This window comes from Nocardioides islandensis, from assembly GCF_015352455.1.
Lineage (GTDB): Bacteria > Actinomycetota > Actinomycetes > Propionibacteriales > Nocardioidaceae > Nocardioides > Nocardioides islandensis.
The window spans coordinates 67,067-86,976 of the sequence record NZ_JADKPN010000015.1 but is presented as its reverse complement, the minus strand read 5'-3'; the positions used below and the strand labels follow the sequence as shown (position 1 = coordinate 86,976).

Sequence of the window (19,910 nt, the reverse complement as noted above, 5' to 3'; positions counted from 1 at the left end):
CGCGACCCTCACTGGATGCCTCGGATGGCGCGACGCGGCAGCCGGCGGCCGGCGATCGACCAGGCCATGTCGACGGTCTCCCGGGTCTCCACCACTTCGTGGACGCGGTAGATGCGGGCGCCGGCGAGGGCGCAGATCGCCGTCGCGGCGAGCGTGCCGGTGAGCCGCTGCTGCGTCGGCAGGTCGAGGGTCTCGCCGACGAAGTCCTTGTTGGACAGGGAGACCAGGACGGGCCAGCCGGTCGCCACCATCTCGCCGAGCCGCCGGGTGATCTCGAGCGAGTGGAAGGTGTTCTTGCCGAAGTCGTGGGCGGGATCGATGACGATCGACTCCCGCGCCACTCCCGCGGCGAGCGCCCGCTCGGCCAGCCGCGTGGTCTCGGCGATCGCGTCGGCGACCACGTCGTCGTACTCGATCCGGTACGGGTCGGTGCGCGGCGCCAGCCCGCCGGTGTGCGTGCAGATCACGGCCGCGTCGTGCTCGGCCGCCACCTCGACCAGGGCCGGGTCGTGCCCGCCCCACGCGTCGTTGAGCACGTCCGCGCCGGCCCGGCAGACCTCGCGGGCCACCTCCGAGCGCCAGGTGTCCACGCTGACGACCACGCCCGGGTACGTCTCACGCACCCACGCCACGAACGGAGCCACCCGCCGGATCTCCTCGGCCGCGTCGACCTGCTCGCCGTACCCCGCACGTACGCCGCCGATGTCGATCATCTCCGCGCCCTCGTGCACCACGCGGTGCACGCGCTCCTGCGCGGGCCCGTCGTCGAAGGTCGCTCCGCGGTCGTAGAACGAGTCCCGGGTGCGGTTGACGATCGCCATCATCACCGTGTCGTCCGGGCCGAAGGTGTGCCGGCCCAGGCGCATCTGCATGCCGCGATCCTGTCACCGCTGGTCGAGGAGGTCGCGCAGCGACCGTCACGAGACCCCGCAACGGAGCCGGCGCACCGGGCTGCGGGACGTCAGCCGAGGTGGCCGCGCACGGACACGTGGCCGGACAGCAGGTTGCGGGCGATCGTGCGGCGCTGGATCTCGTCGGTGCCCTCGTAGATGCGCAGGACGCGCAGCTCGCGGTACCACCGCTCGACCGGCAGCTCGCGGGTGTAGCCCATGCCGCCGTGCATCTGCAGGACGCGGTCGACGATCTCGTTGGCCTTCACGCCGCCGTACAGCTTGGCCATCGACTGGGACTGCCGCGAGTCGATGTCGTGGTCGACCTGCCAGGCCGCGGTCAGCACCAGCCAGCGCAGCGCCTCGATCTCGACCGCGGAGTCCGCGACCATCCACTGGATCGCCTGGCGGTTCGCGATGGGCTCGCCGAACGTCTCACGCTGCCGCGCGTGCTCCATGCCCATCTCGACGAGGCGCTCACAAGCGCCGAGGGCGCGCGCCGGCAGCATGTAGCGGCCCTTGCCGATCCACCGCATCGCCAGCTCGAAGCCACGACCCTCCTCGCCGAGGATCGCCGAGTGCGGCACGCGCACGTCCTGGAAGCTCAGGGACGCCGGCCCCCACTCCCCCATCGTCGGGATCGGCGATGAGGTCCAGCCGGCCTCCCGGTCGACCACGAAGCAGGTGACGCCGCCGTCGGCACCTTTCTCCTTGTCGGTGACGGCGAAGACCATCACGAAGTCCGCGACGTCGCCCCACGTGATGAACGTCTTCTCACCGTTGATGACCCACTCGTCGCCATCGCGTACGGCGGCGGTGCGGATGTTGCGCGCGTCCGACCCGGCTCCGGGCTCGGTGATGGCGAAGCAGCTGATCTTGTCGCCGGCGATCGTGGGCAGCAGGTACCGCTGCTTCTGCTCGTCGTTGGCGGAGTAGAGAATGTTGTCGGCGTCGCCACCGAAGCTGAACGGCACGAACGACCGGCCGAGCTCGACCTCGATCAGCGCCGTCATCACCGCGCCGAGCGCCATCCCGCCGTACTCCTCGGGCGTCTGCACCCCGAAGAACCCCGACTGCTTGGCCTTGTCGCGCAGCTCCCGGAGCTCCTCACGCCTCAGCCCGCGCTCCCCGCGCCGCTCGCGCTCGAGCACGGTCGACTCGAGCGGCATGATCTCGCGGGTGACGAAGGTGCGGACCCAGTCACGGATCTCGCGCTCCTCGTCGCTCAGGCTCAGGTCCATGTGGCGCACACTAGGACACGCTCTGGGGCGGGGCGCCCGCCACAATGGCCGCGTGACCTCCGCCGACGCCGTGCCACCGCTGCACGTGCGCGTCATGGGCGTGACGGTCGCGATCGAGTCGCCCGACGAGGAGACGCGGGCCCGGCTCGCGCACCAGTGGTCGCGGGCCGTCGTCCCGGCCGAGGACGGGCCGGCCGCGCGGACGGTGCAGGCCCTGGACGGGCCGCCGGAGCTCCAGGAGGCCCACGACTACACGCTGACCACCCAGGTCACCCTGGCCGCGCTCCAGGCCACCGTCGGGAACCGCTTCAACCTGCACGCCGGCGGCCTGGCCGACCGGGACGGCCGGGTGCTCGCCCTGGTCGCCGGGTCGGGCACCGGCAAGACGACGGCCACCCGCGTGCTCGCGGAGCGCCTCGACTACCTCTCCGACGAGACGGTGTCGCTGGAGGTGGACGGCACCGTGCACCCGCACGCCAAGCCGCTCTCGGTGATGGCGGACCCCACGAAGGCGGGCCAGAAGCTCCAGCTGTCGCCCGACGACCTCGGGCTGCTGCCGACGCCGCACGCCGGCCGGCTGGCTCGGATCGTCGTGCTCCGTCGCGGCGGGCCGGCTCCCCACGGCCTGGTCCACCTGGACCCGGTGGAGGGGCTGCTCGAGCTGATCGCCCAGTCCTCCTCCCTCGGCGACGTACCGGACCCACTCACCACGCTGCTCCGGCTGGTCGAGTCCGTGGGCGGCGTGTTCGCCCTCGAGTACGCCGAGATCGCCGACCACGTCGACGACCTGGTCGCCCTGCTGGCCGAGGACGTGCCGCCGGAGACCGCGTCCGCGCCCGTCCGGCACCCGGGCCGCCGCTACACGGGCAACTTCGTGGCGATCGACGTGCCCCCCGGACGGGTCGCGCGGTCGGAGTGGGTCGACGCGCTCGTGCTCGACCACGACGTGCTCGTGCTCCGCCACGGCCGCGCGGTCCGTCTCGCGAACCTGATGGCCACCGTCTGGCTGGAGCTCGAGTCGCCCCGGACGCCGGCGGAGCTGGTGGCCGTCGCGGAGCTGGCCCACGGCACCCATCCCGAGGCGGTCGCGCTCGTCGAGCAGGCGCTGGACCGGCTGGAGGGAGAAGGGCTCATCGTCCGCGGGGACTCGGAGCCGGCTGGCATGATCGGCGCGTGACCGCCGTCGCGCTGGTGCTCGCGCCCCTGGCGTGCAGCGTCGTCCTCGCCCTCAGCGGGGTCGCGAAGGCCCGCGACCCGGCCGGCACCCGCGACGCCTTCACGGCGCTCTCGGTGCCGCGGGCCCTGCGCGGCGACGCCGTCGTCGGCTCGCTCCCGTACGTCGAGGCCGGGCTGGCCCTGCTGCTGCTCGTCACCTGGTCGTGGCCACTGGCCGTCGTCGCCGGGGCGACCACCGCGCTGTTCGCGGCGTACTGGGTCCTGGTGCTGCTCGTCCTGCGCCGCGGAGACGACGTCGACTGCGGGTGCTTCGGGGCGGTCGGCGACGACCGCGTCACCGGCACGACCCTGGCCCGGAACTCAGTGCTGCTGGTGCTCGCCGGTCTGGCGACCGCGTTCGGGGCCTCCGGCGAGGGGGTGCCCACGGTCGTGCGCGACCTCTCCGGTGCGGACGCCGCGTGGCTGCTGATGGCGCTCGCCGTGACCGCCGCGGGCGTGCTCGTCGTGGGTCGCCAGGCGCCCGGACCCGCCGCCACCGCGGACGAGGACCTGCTCGACTACGACCGGCAGCCGATCCCGTTCGCGCTACTGACCGACTCCGAGGGCCGCCGGACGACGCTGCGCGAGCTCGCCGACGCCCGCCCCCAGCTGCTGGTCTTCCTGTCGCCGAGCTGCGGCTCCTGCGTCGACGTCGCGGCCAGGCTGCCGGAGTGGAGCGCCGACCTGGGCCCGGTCCAGATCCAGACGGTGTACACCGCCGAGCTGGACACCCTGCCGGCGAACGTCACCGCCCCGGGCGTCCCCGCCTGGTTCGACGTCGAGGACGGCGCCACCCACACCTTCGCGCCGACCGGCCGCCCCGCAGCCGTCCTGCTCGGTGCGGACGGCCTGCTGGCCGGCGGTCCGGTGGCCGGCTCGATCGCCGTGACGGAGTTCGTCGCCGACATCGTCGCCGAGCTGGCCGCGGTCGACGAGGCACCCGGCCAGGTCGTCTACTACGAGGCCGACCCACACGGTCACGATCACGATCACGGCCACGGGCACGGGCACGGGCACCCCATCGAGAACGACCACGACCACCAGCACTGAGCGTCGTCCACGCCACGTCCCGGACTTGTCGGAACCGCGGACGGGGGTCCTGCGACACACCTACCCTTGACCCCGACGTTCTCCCTCGGTCGGGCTCGTCGACGAGCCCGAACGAGAGGAGGAGACGTGTCCGCGGTCACACCGTCCGGTCCGGACATTTGCCGACGTTTTTCGTCTTCGGCTTTCGTATCTCCCCGGGGGGGAGCACAATCCTTCACGGGGTCGTTGCGTGGTGCCGTCGAGGGGGTGGCGCTGCTGGGGGCGGCGCCGCATTGTTCGGGGGGACAATCATGACCTTGCTCGACCATGCCGTCGGCAGGATGGCGCGCACGCAGCCATCGCAGTCCGCACGGCTGATCCCGCTCGCGGCCGCGATCGGCGACATCGCCACGCTCTCGATCGCCGTCATCATCGCGATGATCGGCCGCCAGCAGCTCACGTTCTTCAACCCGAGCGCCGACGTGGCCGACGCGGTCAGCATCGCCGCCGGCCCGCTGCTGTTCGGCTGGGTCAGCATGCTGCTCGGGGTCGGCGCCTACACGCGCGACATCTTCGGCGCCGGGACCGAGGAGTACAAGCTGGTCCTCAAGGCCTCGCTGCTGAGCGCGGGCCTGCTCGGCATCGGCTGCTTCCTCACCCGCTTCAACCTCTCCCGCGGGTTCTTCCTGCTGGCCTTCGCCATCGGCGTGCCGCTCCTGCTGCTGTGGCGACTCGCGCTGCGCCGGTCGATCCAGCACACCCGCCGCCACGGGCACCTCCGCGAAGGCGTGGTCATCGCGGGCAACCCGCGCCACATCGACGACCTCGCCGCAGTCCTGCGCCGCGAGTCGTGGCTCGGCTACACGGTGCTCGGCGCGCTCATCACGCCCGGTTCGGAGCAGGTCGAGACGCCCGCCGGCATCCCGGTCCTGGGCTCGACCGAGGACATGGCCGCCGCGATCGAGGGCGCCAAGGCCGACGTGGTGATCTTCGTCGACGGAGCCTTCAACAGCGCCCACGACCTGCGCCGCGCCATGTGGGACCTCGAGGGCCAGTCGGTCCGCGCGATCGTGGTCCCCAGCCTCTCCGACATCTCCAGCGAGCGCCTCAAGGTGCGCCCGGTGGCCGGGCTGCCGCTCGTGCACGTCGACGCCCCGCGCACGGTGCAGGCCTCGCACTGGGCCAAGCGCGCGTTCGACTTCCTCGGCTCGCTCGGCATCCTCGCGCTGATCAGCCCCGTCCTGCTGGCCGTCGCGGTCGCGGTGAAGTTCCACGACGGCGGCCCGGTCCTGTTCCGCCAGACCCGGGTCGGTCGCGACGGGCGCGTGTTCAGCTGCCTGAAGTTCCGCAGCATGGTCGTCGACGCCGAGCAGCGGCTCACCGACCTCGAGGTCAACCACGAGCGCAGCTCGGTGCTGTTCAAGCTGGTCGACGACCCGCGCGTCACCCGGCCCGGGCGGCTGATCCGCCGGCTCTCGCTCGACGAGCTCCCGCAGCTCTGGAACGTCCTGCGTGGCCAGATGAGCCTGGTCGGCCCGCGCCCGCCGCTCCCGCACGAGGCGGCCAGCTACGGCACCGACATGCGCCGTCGACTGCGGGTCCGTCCCGGCATGACCGGCCTGTGGCAGGTCTCCGGGCGCTCGGACCTCAGCTGGGACGAGACCGTCCGCCTCGACCTCTACTACGTCGACAACTGGTCGATGGTGCAGGACCTCAACATCCTGGCGCGCACGGTGTCGGCGGTGCTGAGCTCCCGCGGCGCCTACTGACGCCCGACGTGCCGGTTCGCCGGACCCCGTGACGCCTGGCGTGCCAGGATTCCTGGGTGACGCGTCCGCGGGTGGCCATCGCGCACGACTACCTCACTCAGCGCGGAGGCGCCGAGCGGGTCGTGCTGGCGCTGCACCGCGCCTTCCCCGAGGCAACGGTGCACACGCTGCTGTACGACGCCGAGGAGACGTTCCCGGAGTTCCGTGACATCCCGGTCGTGACGTCCCCCCTGAACCACGTGTCCGTGCTCCGTCGCCACCACCGGCTGGGTCTCCCGGTGCTGGCGGCCGCCGCCGGGCGGATGGTGGTCGACGCGGACGTGACCGTGGTGTCGACCTCCGGGTGGGCCCACGGGTTCGACTTCCGCGGCCGGACGGTCGTCTACTGCCACAACCCCGCGCGCTGGCTCTACCAGGCCGAGGAGTACGTCGGGGACGCCCGGGCCCTCACCGTGCCCGCCCTGGGGCTGCGCGCGCTCAGCCCGGCGCTGCGACGCTGGGACCGGAAGGCGGCGGCCCGCCACGATCGGTACCTCGCCAACTCCACCGTCGTCCGCGACCGCATCGAGGCGACGTACGGTCGCGAAGCGCCGGTGCTCTTCCCGCCGGCCACGGTCACCGGCGCCGGCCCCCAGGCGCCGGTCGGCCCGTTCCCTCCCGGGTTCCACCTGCTCGTCTCCCGACTGCTGCCCTACAAGAACGTCGACAAGGCCGTGGCGGCGTTCGCCGGCCTCCCGGACGAGCGCCTGCTGATCATCGGCCAGGGGCCCGACGAGCAGCGCCTGCGGGCAGCGATGCCGGCCAACGTCGCGCTCGTGGGCGGGGTCAGCGACGCCGAGCTCCGCTGGGCCTACGCGAGCTGCACGGCCCTCCTGGCGCCCAGCATCGAGGACTTCGGACTGACCCCGCTCGAGGCCGGCGCGTTCGGCAAGCCGACCCTCGCACTGCGGCGGGGTGGCTATCTCGACACGGTCGCCGAGGGCATCACGGGTCTCTTCCTCGAGCGGCCGGAGGCTGCGGACATCGTCGACGCCGTCCATCGCGAACGGGCCATCGAATGGGACCCCGAGGCCATCGAGAAGCACGCCCAGCAGTTCGGCGAGGAGCAGTTCCGCGACGCGATCGTCGCCGAGGTCGACGCACAGCTCGCGTCGGCGACCTGAGTCAGCGGTCGTCGAGGAACCGGCGGACGGCCAGGCCCAGCGCCCGGGCGTAGTGCGCGCGGCCACCGGGCCGCGTCATCATCGCCGCATCGCCGCGGTCGCGCATGTTGCCGAGCTCGACCATCACGGTCGGCACGTCGGACAGGTTGAGGGTGCCGAGGTCGCGGCGCACGTCGAGGCCGACACCGCCGGCGACGTACGTCGCACGGTGCAGGCCGCGCTCGACCAGGGCCTCACGCGTGACGAGGGCCAGGCGCCGCGAGGCCTGGTAGATGTCGTGGGTCCACGGGCGGCGGTCGGGCGGCATGATCACGTGGAAGCCGTGCGCGCCGCGTGCGAAGGAGCCGTCGGCGTGGATGCTGAGCTTGAGGTCGGCCCGCTCGAGGTTGCCGGCCCGGCCGCGGGCGTCGACGCACGGACCCCACTCGTCCTGACGGTTGCCGTGCCGCGTCAGCAGGACGGTGGCGCCGAGGGCCCGCAGCTGCTCGCGCAGGCGGAGGGCGACGTCCCACGTGAGGCTGGCCTCGGGGTAGCCGCCGTTGGTCGCCGTCCCCGTCATGTTGCACGGCTTGCGGAAGCCGCCCGCCGGCACCAGCCGGTGGATCCGGCCCGGGAAGTTGTGGTTGCCGAGCTGGTGGCCAGGGTCGACGACGACCACCCTGCCCGCCAGCGGCGGGATGAGGTCGACGCGGTCGGGCGCGGCGTCACCGGCGCTCGGGACGAGCACCAGGAGGACCGCCGCCGTGAGCATGGCCACGGCGAACCGACGGGTCACTCGTAGCCCAGGATCTCGTGCCGCTTCTCGCTCCAGGCCAGCGCCGAGGCGATGGCGTCGTCGATCGACTCCTCGGCCCGCCAGCCGACGAGCTCGGCGATGCGGTCGACGTTGGCGTACGCGCCGACGGCGTCGCCCGGACGCGGCGGCGCCTCGCGGGTCGGCACCGAGCGGCCGAAGACGCGCTCGAATGCGGCGATCAGCTCGCGCACGGAGACGCCCTCGCCACGGCCGATGTTCATGACGACGCTGGGCTCGCCCACCTTCGCGATCACCTCGTCGAACGCCTCGACCGTCTGGACGTGCGCCCGCGCGACGTCCCAGACGTGCACGTAGTCGCGGATGCCGGTGCCGTCGGGCGTGGGGTGCTCGGTGCCGGTGATGGTGAAGGCGTCCTGCTGGCCCCGGGCGGCGCGGACGAGCTGGCCGAGCACGTGGCTGGGCTCCTTCGCGTACACACCCGTGGTGAGGTCGGGGTCGGACCCGATCGGGTTGAAGTAGCGCAGGATGATCGCACGCAGGTCGGTGGCGGCCGCCAGGTCCTGGAGGACCTGCTCCATCATCCACTTGGTGCGGGCGTACGGCGACGGCGGGTCGAGGGCGTCCTCCTCCCGGACCTCGAAGCCCTCGGCGGGCGCGGCGTACAGGGACGCGGAGCTGGAGAACAGGACGCGGTTCTTGCCCAGGTGGTGGAGGGTGTCGAACAGCTCGAGGGACTTGGCGACGTTGTCGCGGTAGTACTCGTAAGGCTGCTCCACCGACTCCGGCACGATGATCCGGGCGGCCATGTGGATGGTCGCGTCGATGTCCGGGTGCTCGTCGACGACGCGCGCCAGCAGCGCCCGGTCGGCGATGTCGCCCTCGTAGAAGATGCGGTCGCCCACGAAGACCTGCGGCCCGGTCAGCAGCGAGTCGAGGATGACGGGCGTGTGGCCGGCCTCCTCGAGCGCCTTCGCCGTCGTCGAGCCGATGTACCCCGCGCCTCCGGTGACCAGAACCTTCATGCCGTCAGGTTAGTAAGTGACTGGCAGAATCCCCGCATGCCCTCAGCCCTCGTCACCGGCATCACCGGCCAGGACGGTCTGTACCTGGCCGAGCTGCTGCTGGCGAAGGGGTACGACGTCCACGGCCTGATCCGCGGCCAGAACAACCCGCGCCGCGAGGTCGTGCAGGCACTGGTGCCGGAGGTACGGCTGCACACCGGCGACCTCACCGACATGTCCAGCGTGGTGCGCGCCGTACGGGAGTCGCAGCCCGACGAGGTCTACAACCTCGGCGCGATCAGCTTCGTGGCGTACTCCTGGCAGAACGCCGCGCTGACCACCGACGTCACCGGCAAGGGCGTGCTGACGGTGCTCGAGGCCGTGCGGCTGCACGGAGGCGACGACCCGTCCGCGGTGCGCTTCTACCAGGCCTCCAGCTCGGAGATGTTCGGCAAGGCCCAGGAGGTGCCGCAGCGGGAGACGACGCGGCTGTGGCCCCGGTCGCCGTACGGCGTGGCCAAGGCCTTCGGCCACCACATGACCGTCAACTACCGCGAGTCCTACGGCATGCACGCCTCGTCGGGGATCCTCTTCAACCACGAGTCGCCGCGCCGCGGGCCGGAGTTCGTGACCCGCAAGATCACCCGAGCGGTCGCCCGCATCCACCTCGGCCTCCAGGACGAGCTGGTGCTGGGCAACCTCGACGCCCGCCGCGACTGGGGCTACGCCGGCGACTACGTCGAGGCGATGTGGCTGATGCTCCAGCAGGAGCAGCCCGACGACTACGTCATCGCCACCGGCGAGACCCACTCCGTGCGCGAGTTCGTCGAGGCGGCCTTCGCCCACGTCGGGATCGACGACTGGGCCAGGTACGTGCGGCTGTCGGAGGAGTTCCGCCGCCCCGCCGAGGTCCACGAGCTGGTCGGCGACGCCACCAGGGCCCGTGAGCGCCTCGCCTGGAAGCCCCAGGTCGGGTTCGTCGAGCTGGTCTCCATGATGGTCGAGAACGACCTCAAGGAGCAGTCCCGCCGGTAATGCTGGTCGAGCCGGGCGAGCCCCTGGGCGAGCCCGTGTCGAGACCCCGTAACGCTTCCTGGGTCTCATGCAACGCCGTACCTGTGGCCGCGCACCCCATGCTGGTCGAGCCGGGCGAGCCCCTGGGCGAGCCCGTGTCGAGACCCCCGTGACGCTTCCTGGGTCTCATGCAGCGCCGTCCCTGTGGTCGCGCACCCCATGCTGGTCGAGCCGGGCGAGCCCCTGGGCGAGCCCGTGTCGAGACCCCCGTGACGCTTCCTGGGTCTCATGCAGCGCCGTACCTGTGGTCGCGCACCCCATGCTGGTCGAGCCGGGCGAGCCCCTGGGCGAGCCCGTGTCGAGACCCTCGTGACGGTTCCGGGGTCTCGACACGCTCGGCCGTGGCCGGCCTCACGGCTCGACCACCATGAAGCGCCGTGGCCGGCCTCACGGCTCGACCACCATGCAGCGCCGTACCTGTGGTCGCGCACACCACGCTGGTCGAGCCGGGCGAGCCCCTGGGCGAGCCCGTGTCGAGACCCCGTGACCGTTACGCGGTCTCGACACGCTCGGCCGTGGCCGGCCTCACGGCTCGACCACCATGAAGCGCCGTGGCCGGCCTCGCGGCTCGACCACCGTGCAACGGTCAGTGGTGTCTCAGGAGCTCCATCAGGTACATCCCGTACCCCGACTTCAGCAGCGGCTGGGCGACCTCGACGAGCTCGTCGTCGGAGAGGAAGCCCTGGCGCCAGGCGACCTCTTCGGGAGCGCCGATCTTGGTGCCCTGGCGGCCCTCGATGGTGCGCACGAAGTTGGAGGCGTCGTTGAGGGAGTCGAAGGTGCCGGTGTCGAGCCAGGCCGTACCTCGCGGCAGCACCTCGACGAAGAGCCGGCCCTGCTCGAGGTAGATCCGGTTGAGGTCGGTGATCTCGAGCTCGCCGCGCGCGGACGGCTTGAGGTCCTTGGCGTACTCGACGACGTCGTTGGAGTAGAAGTACAGCCCGGGCACGGCGTAGTCGCTCTTGGGCTCGTCGGGCTTCTCCTCCAGCGACACCGCGCGGAACGACTCGTCGAACTCCACGACGCCGTACGCCGTCGGGTCGGCCACGCGGTAGCCGAAGACCGCGGCGCCGTCGAGGTCGCTGAACCGGGTGAGCTGGGAGCCCAGCCCGCTGCCGTAGAAGATGTTGTCGCCGAGCACCAGGGCGGCCGGGTCGTCGCCGATGTGGTGCTCGCCGATGATGAACGCCTGGGCCAGCCCGTCGGGGCTGGGCTGCTGGGCGTAGCTGAGGTTGATCCCGAACCTCGAGCCGTCCCCGAGCAGCCGCACGAACCCGTCGGCCTCGTGGGGCGTGGTGATCACCAGGATGTCGCGGATCCCGGCCAGCATCAGCGTCGAGATCGGGTAGTAGATCATCGGTTTGTCGTACACGGGCATCAGCTGCTTGCTGATCCCTTGGGTGATCGGGTGCAGGCGTGAGCCCGTGCCGCCGGCCAGGATGATCCCCTTCATGAGCGGCCATCCTAGGATGACGCGCATGTCTCGCCTGCTCGTGACCGGTGGTGCCGGCTTCATCGGCTCCAACTTCGTGCACTACCTGGTCGCCAACACCGACGCCCGGATCACGGTGCTCGACAAGCTCACGTACGCCGCCACGCGGGAGGCCATCGACGGCCTGGACCGCGTCGAGCTGGTCGTCGGCGACGTCGCCGACGGCGACGTGGTCGAGCCCCTGGTCGCGCAGCACGACGCGGTCGTGCACTACGCCGCGGAGTCCCACAACGACAACTCGCTGAACGACCCGAGCCCCTTCATCAAGACCAACATCCTCGGCACGTTCACGATCCTCGAGGCGGTGCGCAAGGCCGGCACGCGGCTGCACCACGTCTCGACCGACGAGGTGTACGGCGACCTCGACCTCGACGACCCGAAGCGGTTCACCGAGGACACGCCGTACAACCCGTCCTCGCCGTACTCCGCCTCCAAGGCCGGCTCGGACCACCTGGTGCGCGCGTGGGTGCGCAGCTTCGGCGTGCGGGCGACGATCTCCAACTGCTCCAACAACTACGGGCCCTGGCAGCACATCGAGAAGTTCATCCCCCGCCAGATCACCAACGTGATCATGGGCGGCCGGCCGAAGCTGTACGGCGACGGGCTGAACGTCCGCGACTGGATCCACGCCGACGACCACTCCAGCGCGGTCTGGACGATCCTCGAGAAGGGCACCATCGGCGAGACCTACCTCGTCGGCGCCGACGGCGAGCAGACGAACCTCGACGTCGTGCGGATGATCCTCAAGCACTTCGGCCGTCCCGAGGACGACTTCGACCACGTGACCGACCGCGCCGGGCACGACCGCCGCTACGCCATCGAGTCCGGCAAGCTGCGCCAGCAGCTCGGCTGGCAGCCGAAGTTCCAGGACTTCGAGGCCGGCCTCGCCGCCACGATCGAGTGGTACCAGGCCAACGAGGCCTGGTGGCGCCCGCACAAGGAGGCGACCGAGGCGGCGTACGCCGCCAAGGGGCAGGCATGAGCGACCTCGCCCTGGAGGTCACGCCGATCCCGGGGCTCGTCGTGCTCCGGCTCGACGTCCGCGAGGACAGCCGCGGCTGGTTCAAGGAGAACTGGCAGCGGGAGAAGATGGTCGACCTCGGCCTGCCCGACTTCGGGCCGGTGCAGCACAACGTCTCGTTCAACACGGCGCGTGGCGCGACGCGCGGCATCCACACCGAGCCGTGGGACAAGTTCGTCTCGATCCTCACCGGCCGCGTCTTCGGCGCCTGGGTCGACATGCGCGAGGGCGCGACGTTCGGCACGGTCTTCACGATCGAGATGGACCCGCACACCGCGGTGTTCGTGCCGCGCGGCGTCGGCAACAGCTACCAGACGCTGGAGGACGCGACGACGTACTCCTACCTCGTCAACGAGCACTGGCGTCCCGGCACGGCGTACCCCGCCCTCAACCTGGCCGACGAGACCGTCGCCATCGACTGGCCGATCCCGCTCGCCGAGTCGGAGATCTCCGAGAAGGACCTGAGCACGCCGCGGATGGCCGAAGTCGTGCCGATGAAGCCGCTCAGGACGCTCATCATCGGCGCCCTCGGCCAGCTCGGTCGCGCGCTCCGGGCCGACTTCCCCGACGCCGACCTGGTCGACATGGTCGCCGGTCCCGGCGTCGACGTGCTCGACGTGTCCGACTCCGTCGAGGTCGAGGCGTTCCCGTGGCACGAGTACGCCCTGGTGCTCAACGCCGCGGCGTACACCGCGGTCGACAAGGCGGAGACGACGGAGGGACGCGCAGCGGCCTGGGCCGCGAACGCCGCCGCCCCGGCCACGCTGGCGCGCATCGCCGCCGAGCACCGGATCACGCTGGTGCACTACTCCACCGACTACGTGTTCGACGGCACCGCCGAGGTGCACACCGAGGACGAGCGGTACTCCCCGCTGGGCGTGTACGCCCAGACCAAGGCGGCCGGCGACATCGCCGTCGCCACCGCGCCGCGGCACTACATCCTGCGCACGTCGTGGGTGATCGGCGACGGCCACAACTTCGTGCGCACCATGCAGAAGCTCGCCGGCGACGGCGTCTCGCCGACCGTGGTCGACGACCAGGTCGGCCGGCTGACGTTCACCCCCGACCTGTCGCGCGCGACGAGGCACCTGGTCGACCGGGGCGCCCCGTTCGGCATCTACAACGTGCAGGGCGCCGGCCGGGTCACCTCGTGGTGCGACCTGGCCAGGGAGGTCTACCGGCTCAGCGGGCGGGCGCCGGAGGACGTCACGCCGGTGACGACCGAGGAGTACGTCGGCGGGCGCGAGGGCATCTCACCGCGGCCGGCCAACGGCACGCTGGACCTGTCGAAGATCGAGGCGACCGGCTTCACGCCGGGCGACCACCTGGAGCAGCTCGCGGCGTACTGCGCGAGCCAGCCCGCTCAGCGGCCGTAGTCGTCCTCGAGGCGGCAGATGTCGTCCTCGCCGAGGTACTCGCCGCGCTGGACCTCGATGATCACCAGCTCGTCGTCGTGCAGGTTCGCGATGCGGTGCGGGACACCCACGCCGACCTCGACGCAGCCGCCGGTCTTCACCTCGACGGTCTCGCCGTCGACGGTGCAGGTGGCGGTGCCGGTCACGACGGTCCAGTGCTCCGCGCGGTGGCGGTGGGTCTGGTACGAGAGGCGCTGGCCGGGCGTCACGACGATGCGCTTGACCTGGTAGCCGTCACCGCGGTCGAGCACGTACCACGCACCCCAGGGCCGCTGGTCGGATTCCATGTCTGTCGTCCCCGTTGCTGGTCGGATCCTCAGCGTCGCGTGAGCGCGCTGAGAGCAGGCTTGACATCAGCAAGGTAGACCAGCGCCGCGACCGTCATGGCCAGATTGATGAAGTTCAGCGGCGAGCCGGCGAGCACCACCTGGGCCGCCACACCGAGCCCGAGGATGACCGTCCAGGCCATCTTGTTCAGCTTGCCCGCCGCGCGGTACGCCTCGTCGGAGTACCTCAGCGCGGTGACGAAGGCGTAGATCTTCACCGCGAGCAGCACGATGTCGATGACCAGCATGGTCATCCCCTCGACGGCGAACGGGTTCATGGGCTCAGGGTACCTGGAAAGCGGCCGGCCCCCGGGGCGCCGAAGCGTCCCGGGGGCCGGTTGTCCGTTGGACTAGGTGGTCAGTCGCCGATCTTCTTGGCGGCGTCGGCGAGGGCGCGCGAGCCGGCGGAGACGGTCTTCTTGGCCGAGGTACGGGTGGCCTTGGCGCTCGACTTCGCGGCGGTGCGCTTGGTGGCCGACGCCTTCTTGGCGGCGGTGGTGGACTTCTTGGCGGCCGTGGTCGCCTGGGTCCGGGTGGTCTTGGCCTTGGCGACCGTGGTCTCGGCGGCGGCCACCGTGTCCTGGGTGGACTTCTGGCGGCGGATGCGGCGGACCAGGGTCTCGCCGCGCTTCACCAGGTCGCCGTACGCCTCGGTGGCGGTGGCGGTGGTGGCGCCGATCGTCTTCTGGACCAGGGTCGGGACCTCGACGGCCTCGGCACGCAGCTCGGCCACGCGCTTCTCGATGGCGGTGCGACGGGCCTTCGCGTCCTTGGCGGCCTGCTTGCGAGCGGCCTTCGGGTCGAAGGTGGTGACGCTCTTCTGCACCTCGAGGAGGCGCTTCTGGGCCCCGGCCGCGTAGTCGCGGACGACCTCGACCGCGAGGTCGGTGACGCCGACGCCGGCGTGGAACGCGCGCTGCGCGGACTTCTGGGCCTCGGTCTGGATGGTGGTGATGTCGAACGTGGTCTTCGGCATGTCGTGCTCCTTCTTGTGGGTGGGTTTCAGTCGTTCGGACCGGCGAGCACGTCGTTCACCAGGTCGTTCGAGACGACGTTCTGGGCGATGAACGAGGAGTACACGTCGAGCAACGTCTGCTTCTGGCGCTCGGTGAGCGCGGGGTCGTCGAGGACGGCGAGCTCCACGGAGCTGTTGCCGACCTCGGGACTGACGATCCCCGCACGGATGTAGAGCTGCTCCGCAGAGACACGGAGCGCCTTGGCCAGCTGCTGGAGGACCTCGGCCGAGGGCCGGCGCAGCCCGCGCTCGATCTGGCTCAGGTACGGGTTGGAGACGCCGACCTGGTCGGCGAGCTGCCGGAGGGTGAGCCGCGACGCGGTGCGCTGCTCCCTCAGGTACTCGCCCAGCTGGTCGCCCAGCTGGTTGGTGAGCGAGCCGACCGTCCGCCCCACCTTGGTCCTTGCCATACCCCCATCCTTGCTAACAGGTGTTAGCAAATTCAAACCCTGGGCACGTGATTCGAGTCACCAGTGCCTCGGAATGCCCGTAAATACCCGGGAAACAGAGGCGACCCTCAGGTAGCCGCCTGCTAGCACTCAGAACGTCGCGCGGATCTCACCCACGGGTACGCCGCCGCCGAGCAGCTCGACCCGGCCGGTCCCCCGGACGGCGTCGGTGTCGACGCCGGGCTCGGTGTCGACCTTGCTCCGGCGCAGCGCGGCACCCATCAGGACCGGCCGCACCCGGGGGTACCCGTCGTCGGCCTTGAGCGCGAACGCGCGACCGTCGGCCAGCGCCACGGCGTAGCACGCCTCCGCACCCGCCTTCCCGATCGCGCCCGGGATCGCGCTGAGGAGGGTCAGCTCGTCGCGGGTCGTGCCCGAGACGTACGCCGGGTGCTGCCGGATCGCGTCGGCCACCCGTCGTTCGGGGCCGTCCTCGGCCACCGCGAGTGCCTGGAACCCGCGGGCGAGGCCGGTCAGCGACGCCGACAGCAGCGGGGCGCCGCAGCCGTCGACCGCGACGACCTCGACGGGTTCGCCGGTGAGCTCGGCGAAGAACACGCGGATGCCCACCTGGAGCGGGTGGTCCGGCTCGCGGTAGGTCGCGGTGTCCCACCCGTTCGCCACGCAGGTGAGCAGCATCGCGGCGTGCTTGCCCGAGCAGTTCATCAGCACCGGCAGCCTCGACCCGCCGGCGCGGATGACCGCGTCCCGCGCCTCGTCGTCGAGCGGGTAGTCCGGGGGCGTCTGCAGCGCGGACTCGTCGAGACCTGCCTGAGCGAGGATGCGGCGGACGCCCTCGACGTGGAAGTCCTCGCCCGAGTGCGACGCGCAGGCCAGGGCCAGCAGCTCGGGCTCGAGGTCCAGGCCCATCCGCACCATGCCGAGCGCCTGAAGGGGCTTGTTGCACGAGCGCGGGAGCACGGGAGACGCGACGTCGCCGACCGACCAGTCGACCGAGCCGTCGGCTGCGAGCGCCACGACGGCGCCGTGGTGGTGGCCCTCCACGAACCCCGACCGGACGATCTCGGCGACCACTGGCTGGGACATGACCGCAACGCTAGCGTCGCCGGATGCGGGCACTCTTCGCCACCACTGCCAACGACGGTCACTTCGGCCCGCTCGTCCCGTTCCTGCGGGCGACGGCCGCGGCCGGGCACGAGGTGCGCGTGGCCGCGCCGGCGTCGTACGCCGCGGCGCTGGAGCGTGCGGGGGTCGTGCACGAGCCCTTCGCCGACGCGCCGCCCGAGCTCATCGGGCCGGTCATGGGGCGGCTCCCGTCGCTGCCGTTCGAGGAGGCGGACGACACGGTCGTGCGCGAGGTGTTCGGCCGCATCGACGCCCAGGCCGGGCTCCCAGGGGTCGTGGAGACCATCGAGCGCTGGCGGCCCGACGTCGTCGTCCGGGAGTCCGCCGAGCTGGCCTCGCTGGCCGCGGCGGAGGGTGCCGGGCTGCCGCACGCGCACGTCTGCATCGGGATGCACGAGATCGTCACGAGGTTCGCCGAGGCGGTCCTCGAACCCCTGCTGGAGCTCGACCGCCTGGTCGGGCTGCCGGAGGGCACCTGCTCGTCGGCCCAGGCCGCCGAGGTCGTCCTCAGCACCGTCCCGGCCGACCTCGACGACGCGGTCGGGGACGCGCTCGCCGGCGTGCACCGGTTCCGTGACCCGGCGCCGGCCGTCGGGGACGGCCCGCTCCCCGAGCCGTGGGGCGACCCGGACCTGCCGCTGGTCTACGTGACCTTCGGCTCGGTGACGGCCTCGCTGCCGCCGTTCGCCGGGCTCTACCGCGAGGCCCTGGACGCGCTGGCCGGGATCCGGGCGAGGGTGCTGATGACGGTCGGGCGCAGGCTGGACATCGACGGGCTCGGACCGCTGCCGGCGAACGCGTGCGTCGTGCCGTGGTGGCCGCAGGCCGACGCGCTCGCGCACTCCGCGGCGATGGTCGGGCACGGCGGCTTCGGCACGACGATGGGCGCGCTGGCCGCCGGAGTGCCGCAGGTCGTGATGCCGATCTTCACCAGCGACCAGCTCGCCAACGGGCTCCACGTCGCGGCCAGCGGCGCGGGGATCGCCGTGCCGATGGGCCCCGGATCGCCCGCCAGGGCCGCCGATGCCTTGAGCACCCTCCTGGCCGACGCGTCGTACGCCGAAGGGGCGCGGGGCGTGGCGCGGTCGATCGCGGACCTGCCGCCGGCGTCGGATGCCGTCCGCCTGCTCGAGTCCCTCGTAGGGTGACGGGTGTGGAGCCGGTCATCTCGACCCGTGGCCTGACGAAGGACTACGGCTCGGTCGTCGCGCTCGCAGACCTGACCCTCGACATCGGCCCCGGCATCACCGGCCTGGTCGGCGCCAACGGGGCCGGCAAGTCGACGCTCATCAAGATCCTGCTGGGCCTGGTGATGCCGACGTCCGGCTCGTCGCAGGTGCTGGGGCTCGACGTCGCGACGGAGTCCGCCGAGATCCGCGGGCGGGTGGGGTACCTGCCGGAGCACGACTGCCTCCCGCCGGACGTCAGCGCCAGCGACTTCGTCGTGCACCTCGGCATGATGTCGGGCCTGCCGCGGGTGGCCGCGCGCGAGCGGGCTGCGGAGGTGCTGCGGCACGTCGGCCTCGCCGAGGAGCGGTACCGGCCGATGGGCGGCTACTCGACGGGCATGAAGCAGCGGGCCAAGCTCGCCCAGGCGCTGGCCCACGACCCGCGGCTGGTGCTGCTCGACGAGCCGACCAACGGACTCGACCCGGCGGCCCGCGACGACATGCTCGGGCTGGTGCAGCGGGTCGGCGACGACTTCGGCATTTCGGTGCTGGTCACCTCGCACCTGCTCGGCGAGCTCGAGCGGGTCAGCGACCACGTCGTGATCCTCGACTCGGGCCGGCTGCTGCGGTCCTCGGAGACCCGCGAGTTCCTCAACGCCACCGGCACCCTCCTCGTCGAGGTGCTCGGCCAGGACGCGCAGGCCCGGATGGGGCAGGCGCTCGCCGCGGCCGGCGTGCCCGTCCACCCGCGCGGCGGCCTGCTCGCCCTCGACCCCGACCCCGACTCCCCGCACGACGTCCACGACCTGATCCGGGACACCGCCCTCGACCTCGGCGTCGGGCTGGTGCGGATCCAGGCGGACCACCGCCGCATCGAGGACGTGTTCGCCGATGGCTGACCCTGTTCCCTCCGGTGGCGGCCGGGGCCCGGTCAGCGGTGCCATCTACGACCTCGGATACCGCCCCTACGACGGCCCGCGCAACGGCCTCGGCGCGATCGCCTGGGCGCTGTTCGTCGAGGGGTTCCGCAACGCCTTCGGGCTGGGCCGGTCGGGCCGGTCGAAGGTGCTGCCGTTCCTGCTGCTCGGCATCAACCTGCTGCCCGTGGTGATCATCGTCGGGGTCCTGGTGTTCATCCACCTCGACGAGCTGCCGCTGGGCTACGCGGCGTACGCCTCGCGCACCCAGGTCCTGCTCTCGATCTTCGTGGCGGCCCAGGCCCCGGTGCTGTTCTCGCGCGACCTGCGGCACGGCACCATCGCGCTGTACCTCGCGCGGCCGCTGCCCTCGACGGCGTACGCCGTGGCGCGCTGGGCCTCGCTGCTGGCGGCCACCCTGGTCTTCCTGCTGACCCCGATCCTCGCGCTGTACCTCGGCGCCGTGCTCGGCGAGCTCGACTTCGGCGAGCAGACCGCCGCGGCGCTGAAGGCCGCGCTGCTCGCCGTGCTGCTGGCGACGGGGCTCACCGGCATCAGCGGCCTGATCGCGTCGGTGTCGGTGCGCCGCGGGTTCGCGGTCGTGGCCACGATCGCCGTGCTGCTGCTGGGCAACGGCGTCGTCACCGCGGTGCAGGGCATCTCCGAGGAGCAGAGCCGGCCGCGCATCGGCGAGGTGGCCGGGCTGTTCTCGCCGTACTCCCTGTACCGCGGCGCGATGGGCGCGCTCACCGACGAGCGCGTGCTGACCCCGCCCACCGGGGGCGGCCTCCAGGCGGCGTACTTCGGCGTGATGGTCGCCCTCGCCCTGGTCAGTCTCGGGGCGCTGCTCGTCCGGTACCGGCGACTGGCCGGGCGGTGAC

General features: G+C 71.9%; 20 protein-coding genes. 10 read left to right on the top strand and 10 right to left on the bottom strand.

The features are described from left to right. Nucleotides 1–8: 8 nt before the first annotated feature. On the bottom strand, nt 9–872 hold the full coding sequence (gene folP / locus ISU07_RS20110; protein ID WP_194708619.1) for a dihydropteroate synthase: 864 nt from the start codon (nt 870–872) through the stop codon (nt 9–11). Nucleotides 873–961: 89 nt separating this feature from the next. Then, nucleotides 962–2,131 carry an acyl-CoA dehydrogenase family protein gene (locus ISU07_RS20105; RefSeq protein ID WP_194708618.1) on the bottom strand — a complete coding sequence of 390 codons (1,170 nt, stop codon included), beginning with the start codon at nt 2,129–2,131 and terminating at the stop codon, nt 962–964. A gap of 52 nt (nt 2,132–2,183) precedes the next feature. Here ISU07_RS20105 and ISU07_RS20100 point away from each other — a divergent pair, with 52 nt between their 5' ends. The 4 genes from ISU07_RS20100 (at nt 2,184) to ISU07_RS20085 (ending at nt 7,307) form a co-directional block, all read left to right on the top strand. Beyond that, complete coding sequence (locus ISU07_RS20100) at nt 2,184–3,308, top strand: adenylate kinase family protein (protein ID WP_194708617.1); 1,125 nt, start codon at nt 2,184–2,186, stop codon at nt 3,306–3,308. Next, nucleotides 3,305–4,396 carry a MauE/DoxX family redox-associated membrane protein gene (locus ISU07_RS20095; protein ID WP_194708616.1) on the top strand — a complete coding sequence of 364 codons (1,092 nt, stop codon included), beginning with the start codon at nt 3,305–3,307 and terminating at the stop codon, nt 4,394–4,396. Before ISU07_RS20100 ends, ISU07_RS20095 begins: the two co-directional genes overlap by 4 nt. A 290-nt stretch (nt 4,397–4,686) precedes the next feature. After that, a complete protein-coding gene (locus tag ISU07_RS20090) occupies nt 4,687–6,144 on the top strand; it encodes a sugar transferase (protein ID WP_228522260.1) in 1,458 nt (485 codons plus the stop codon). Nucleotides 6,145–6,200: 56 nt separating this feature from the next. Beyond that, nucleotides 6,201–7,307 (top strand): glycosyltransferase, encoded by a 1,107-nt coding sequence (locus ISU07_RS20085; RefSeq protein ID WP_194708615.1) that lies wholly within the window; start codon nt 6,201–6,203, stop codon nt 7,305–7,307. Nucleotide 7,308: 1 nt separating this feature from the next. Here the strand turns inward: ISU07_RS20085 and ISU07_RS20080 are convergent, their stop codons facing one another. Beyond that, nucleotides 7,309–8,082 (bottom strand): N-acetylmuramoyl-L-alanine amidase, encoded by a 774-nt coding sequence (locus ISU07_RS20080; protein WP_323742726.1) that lies wholly within the window; start codon nt 8,080–8,082, stop codon nt 7,309–7,311. After that, nucleotides 8,079–9,086, bottom strand: a complete 1,008-nt coding sequence (gene galE / locus ISU07_RS20075) for a UDP-glucose 4-epimerase GalE (protein ID WP_194708614.1) — start codon at nt 9,084–9,086, stop codon at nt 8,079–8,081. Before galE ends, ISU07_RS20080 begins: the two co-directional genes overlap by 4 nt. Before the next feature lie 36 nt (nt 9,087–9,122). Here galE and gmd point away from each other — a divergent pair, with 36 nt between their 5' ends. Further along, nucleotides 9,123–10,100, top strand: coding sequence for a GDP-mannose 4,6-dehydratase (gene gmd, locus ISU07_RS20070; protein ID WP_194708613.1), 978 nt, complete (start codon nt 9,123–9,125; stop codon nt 10,098–10,100). A gap of 625 nt (nt 10,101–10,725) precedes the next feature. Here gmd and rfbA read toward each other — a convergent pair. After that, nucleotides 10,726–11,592 (bottom strand): glucose-1-phosphate thymidylyltransferase RfbA, encoded by an 867-nt coding sequence (gene rfbA, locus ISU07_RS20065; protein ID WP_194708612.1) that lies wholly within the window; start codon nt 11,590–11,592, stop codon nt 10,726–10,728. Nucleotides 11,593–11,617: 25 nt separating this feature from the next. Between rfbA and rfbB the strand changes: the two genes are divergently transcribed. After that, nucleotides 11,618–12,613: a dTDP-glucose 4,6-dehydratase gene (gene rfbB, locus ISU07_RS20060; protein WP_194708611.1), complete on the top strand. Its 996-nt coding sequence runs from the start codon at nt 11,618–11,620 to the stop codon at nt 12,611–12,613. Continuing rightward, complete coding sequence (locus ISU07_RS20055; protein WP_194708610.1) at nt 12,610–14,028, top strand: sugar nucleotide-binding protein; 1,419 nt, start codon at nt 12,610–12,612, stop codon at nt 14,026–14,028. Before rfbB ends, ISU07_RS20055 begins: the two co-directional genes overlap by 4 nt. On the opposite strand, the gene ISU07_RS20050 is transcribed toward ISU07_RS20055, so the two are convergent. The 5 genes from ISU07_RS20050 to ISU07_RS20030 form a co-directional block, all read right to left on the bottom strand. After that, nucleotides 14,016–14,354 carry a phosphomannose isomerase type II C-terminal cupin domain gene (locus tag ISU07_RS20050; RefSeq protein WP_194708609.1) on the bottom strand — a complete coding sequence of 113 codons (339 nt, stop codon included), beginning with the start codon at nt 14,352–14,354 and terminating at the stop codon, nt 14,016–14,018. The two genes, ISU07_RS20055 and ISU07_RS20050, sit on opposite strands and share 13 nt — an antisense overlap. Nucleotides 14,355–14,383: 29 nt before the next feature. Continuing rightward, a complete protein-coding gene (locus ISU07_RS20045; RefSeq protein WP_194708608.1) occupies nt 14,384–14,671 on the bottom strand; it encodes a DUF2516 family protein in 288 nt (95 codons plus the stop codon). 80 nt (nt 14,672–14,751) lie between these two features. Beyond that, nucleotides 14,752–15,369 carry a hypothetical protein gene (locus ISU07_RS20040; RefSeq protein WP_194708607.1) on the bottom strand — a complete coding sequence of 206 codons (618 nt, stop codon included), beginning with the start codon at nt 15,367–15,369 and terminating at the stop codon, nt 14,752–14,754. Nucleotides 15,370–15,395: 26 nt separating this feature from the next. Further along, nucleotides 15,396–15,818 carry a helix-turn-helix domain-containing protein gene (locus tag ISU07_RS20035; RefSeq protein WP_194708606.1) on the bottom strand — a complete coding sequence of 141 codons (423 nt, stop codon included), beginning with the start codon at nt 15,816–15,818 and terminating at the stop codon, nt 15,396–15,398. A gap of 129 nt (nt 15,819–15,947) precedes the next feature. After that, nucleotides 15,948–16,904 carry an asparaginase gene (locus ISU07_RS20030; RefSeq protein ID WP_194708605.1) on the bottom strand — a complete coding sequence of 319 codons (957 nt, stop codon included), beginning with the start codon at nt 16,902–16,904 and terminating at the stop codon, nt 15,948–15,950. Nucleotides 16,905–16,927: 23 nt separating this feature from the next. Between ISU07_RS20030 and ISU07_RS20025 the strand changes: the two genes are divergently transcribed. From ISU07_RS20025 to ISU07_RS20015, 3 genes are read left to right on the top strand one after another with little or no spacing between them, the layout of a single operon-like run. Then, nucleotides 16,928–18,091 (top strand): glycosyltransferase, encoded by a 1,164-nt coding sequence (locus tag ISU07_RS20025; RefSeq protein ID WP_194708604.1) that lies wholly within the window; start codon nt 16,928–16,930, stop codon nt 18,089–18,091. A gap of 5 nt (nt 18,092–18,096) precedes the next feature. Further along, a complete protein-coding gene (locus tag ISU07_RS20020) occupies nt 18,097–19,011 on the top strand; it encodes an ABC transporter ATP-binding protein (RefSeq protein WP_194708603.1) in 915 nt (304 codons plus the stop codon). Beyond that, a complete protein-coding gene (locus ISU07_RS20015; protein WP_194708602.1) occupies nt 19,004–19,909 on the top strand; it encodes an ABC transporter permease subunit in 906 nt (301 codons plus the stop codon). Before ISU07_RS20020 ends, ISU07_RS20015 begins: the two co-directional genes overlap by 8 nt. Nucleotide 19,910: the final 1 nt, after the last annotated feature.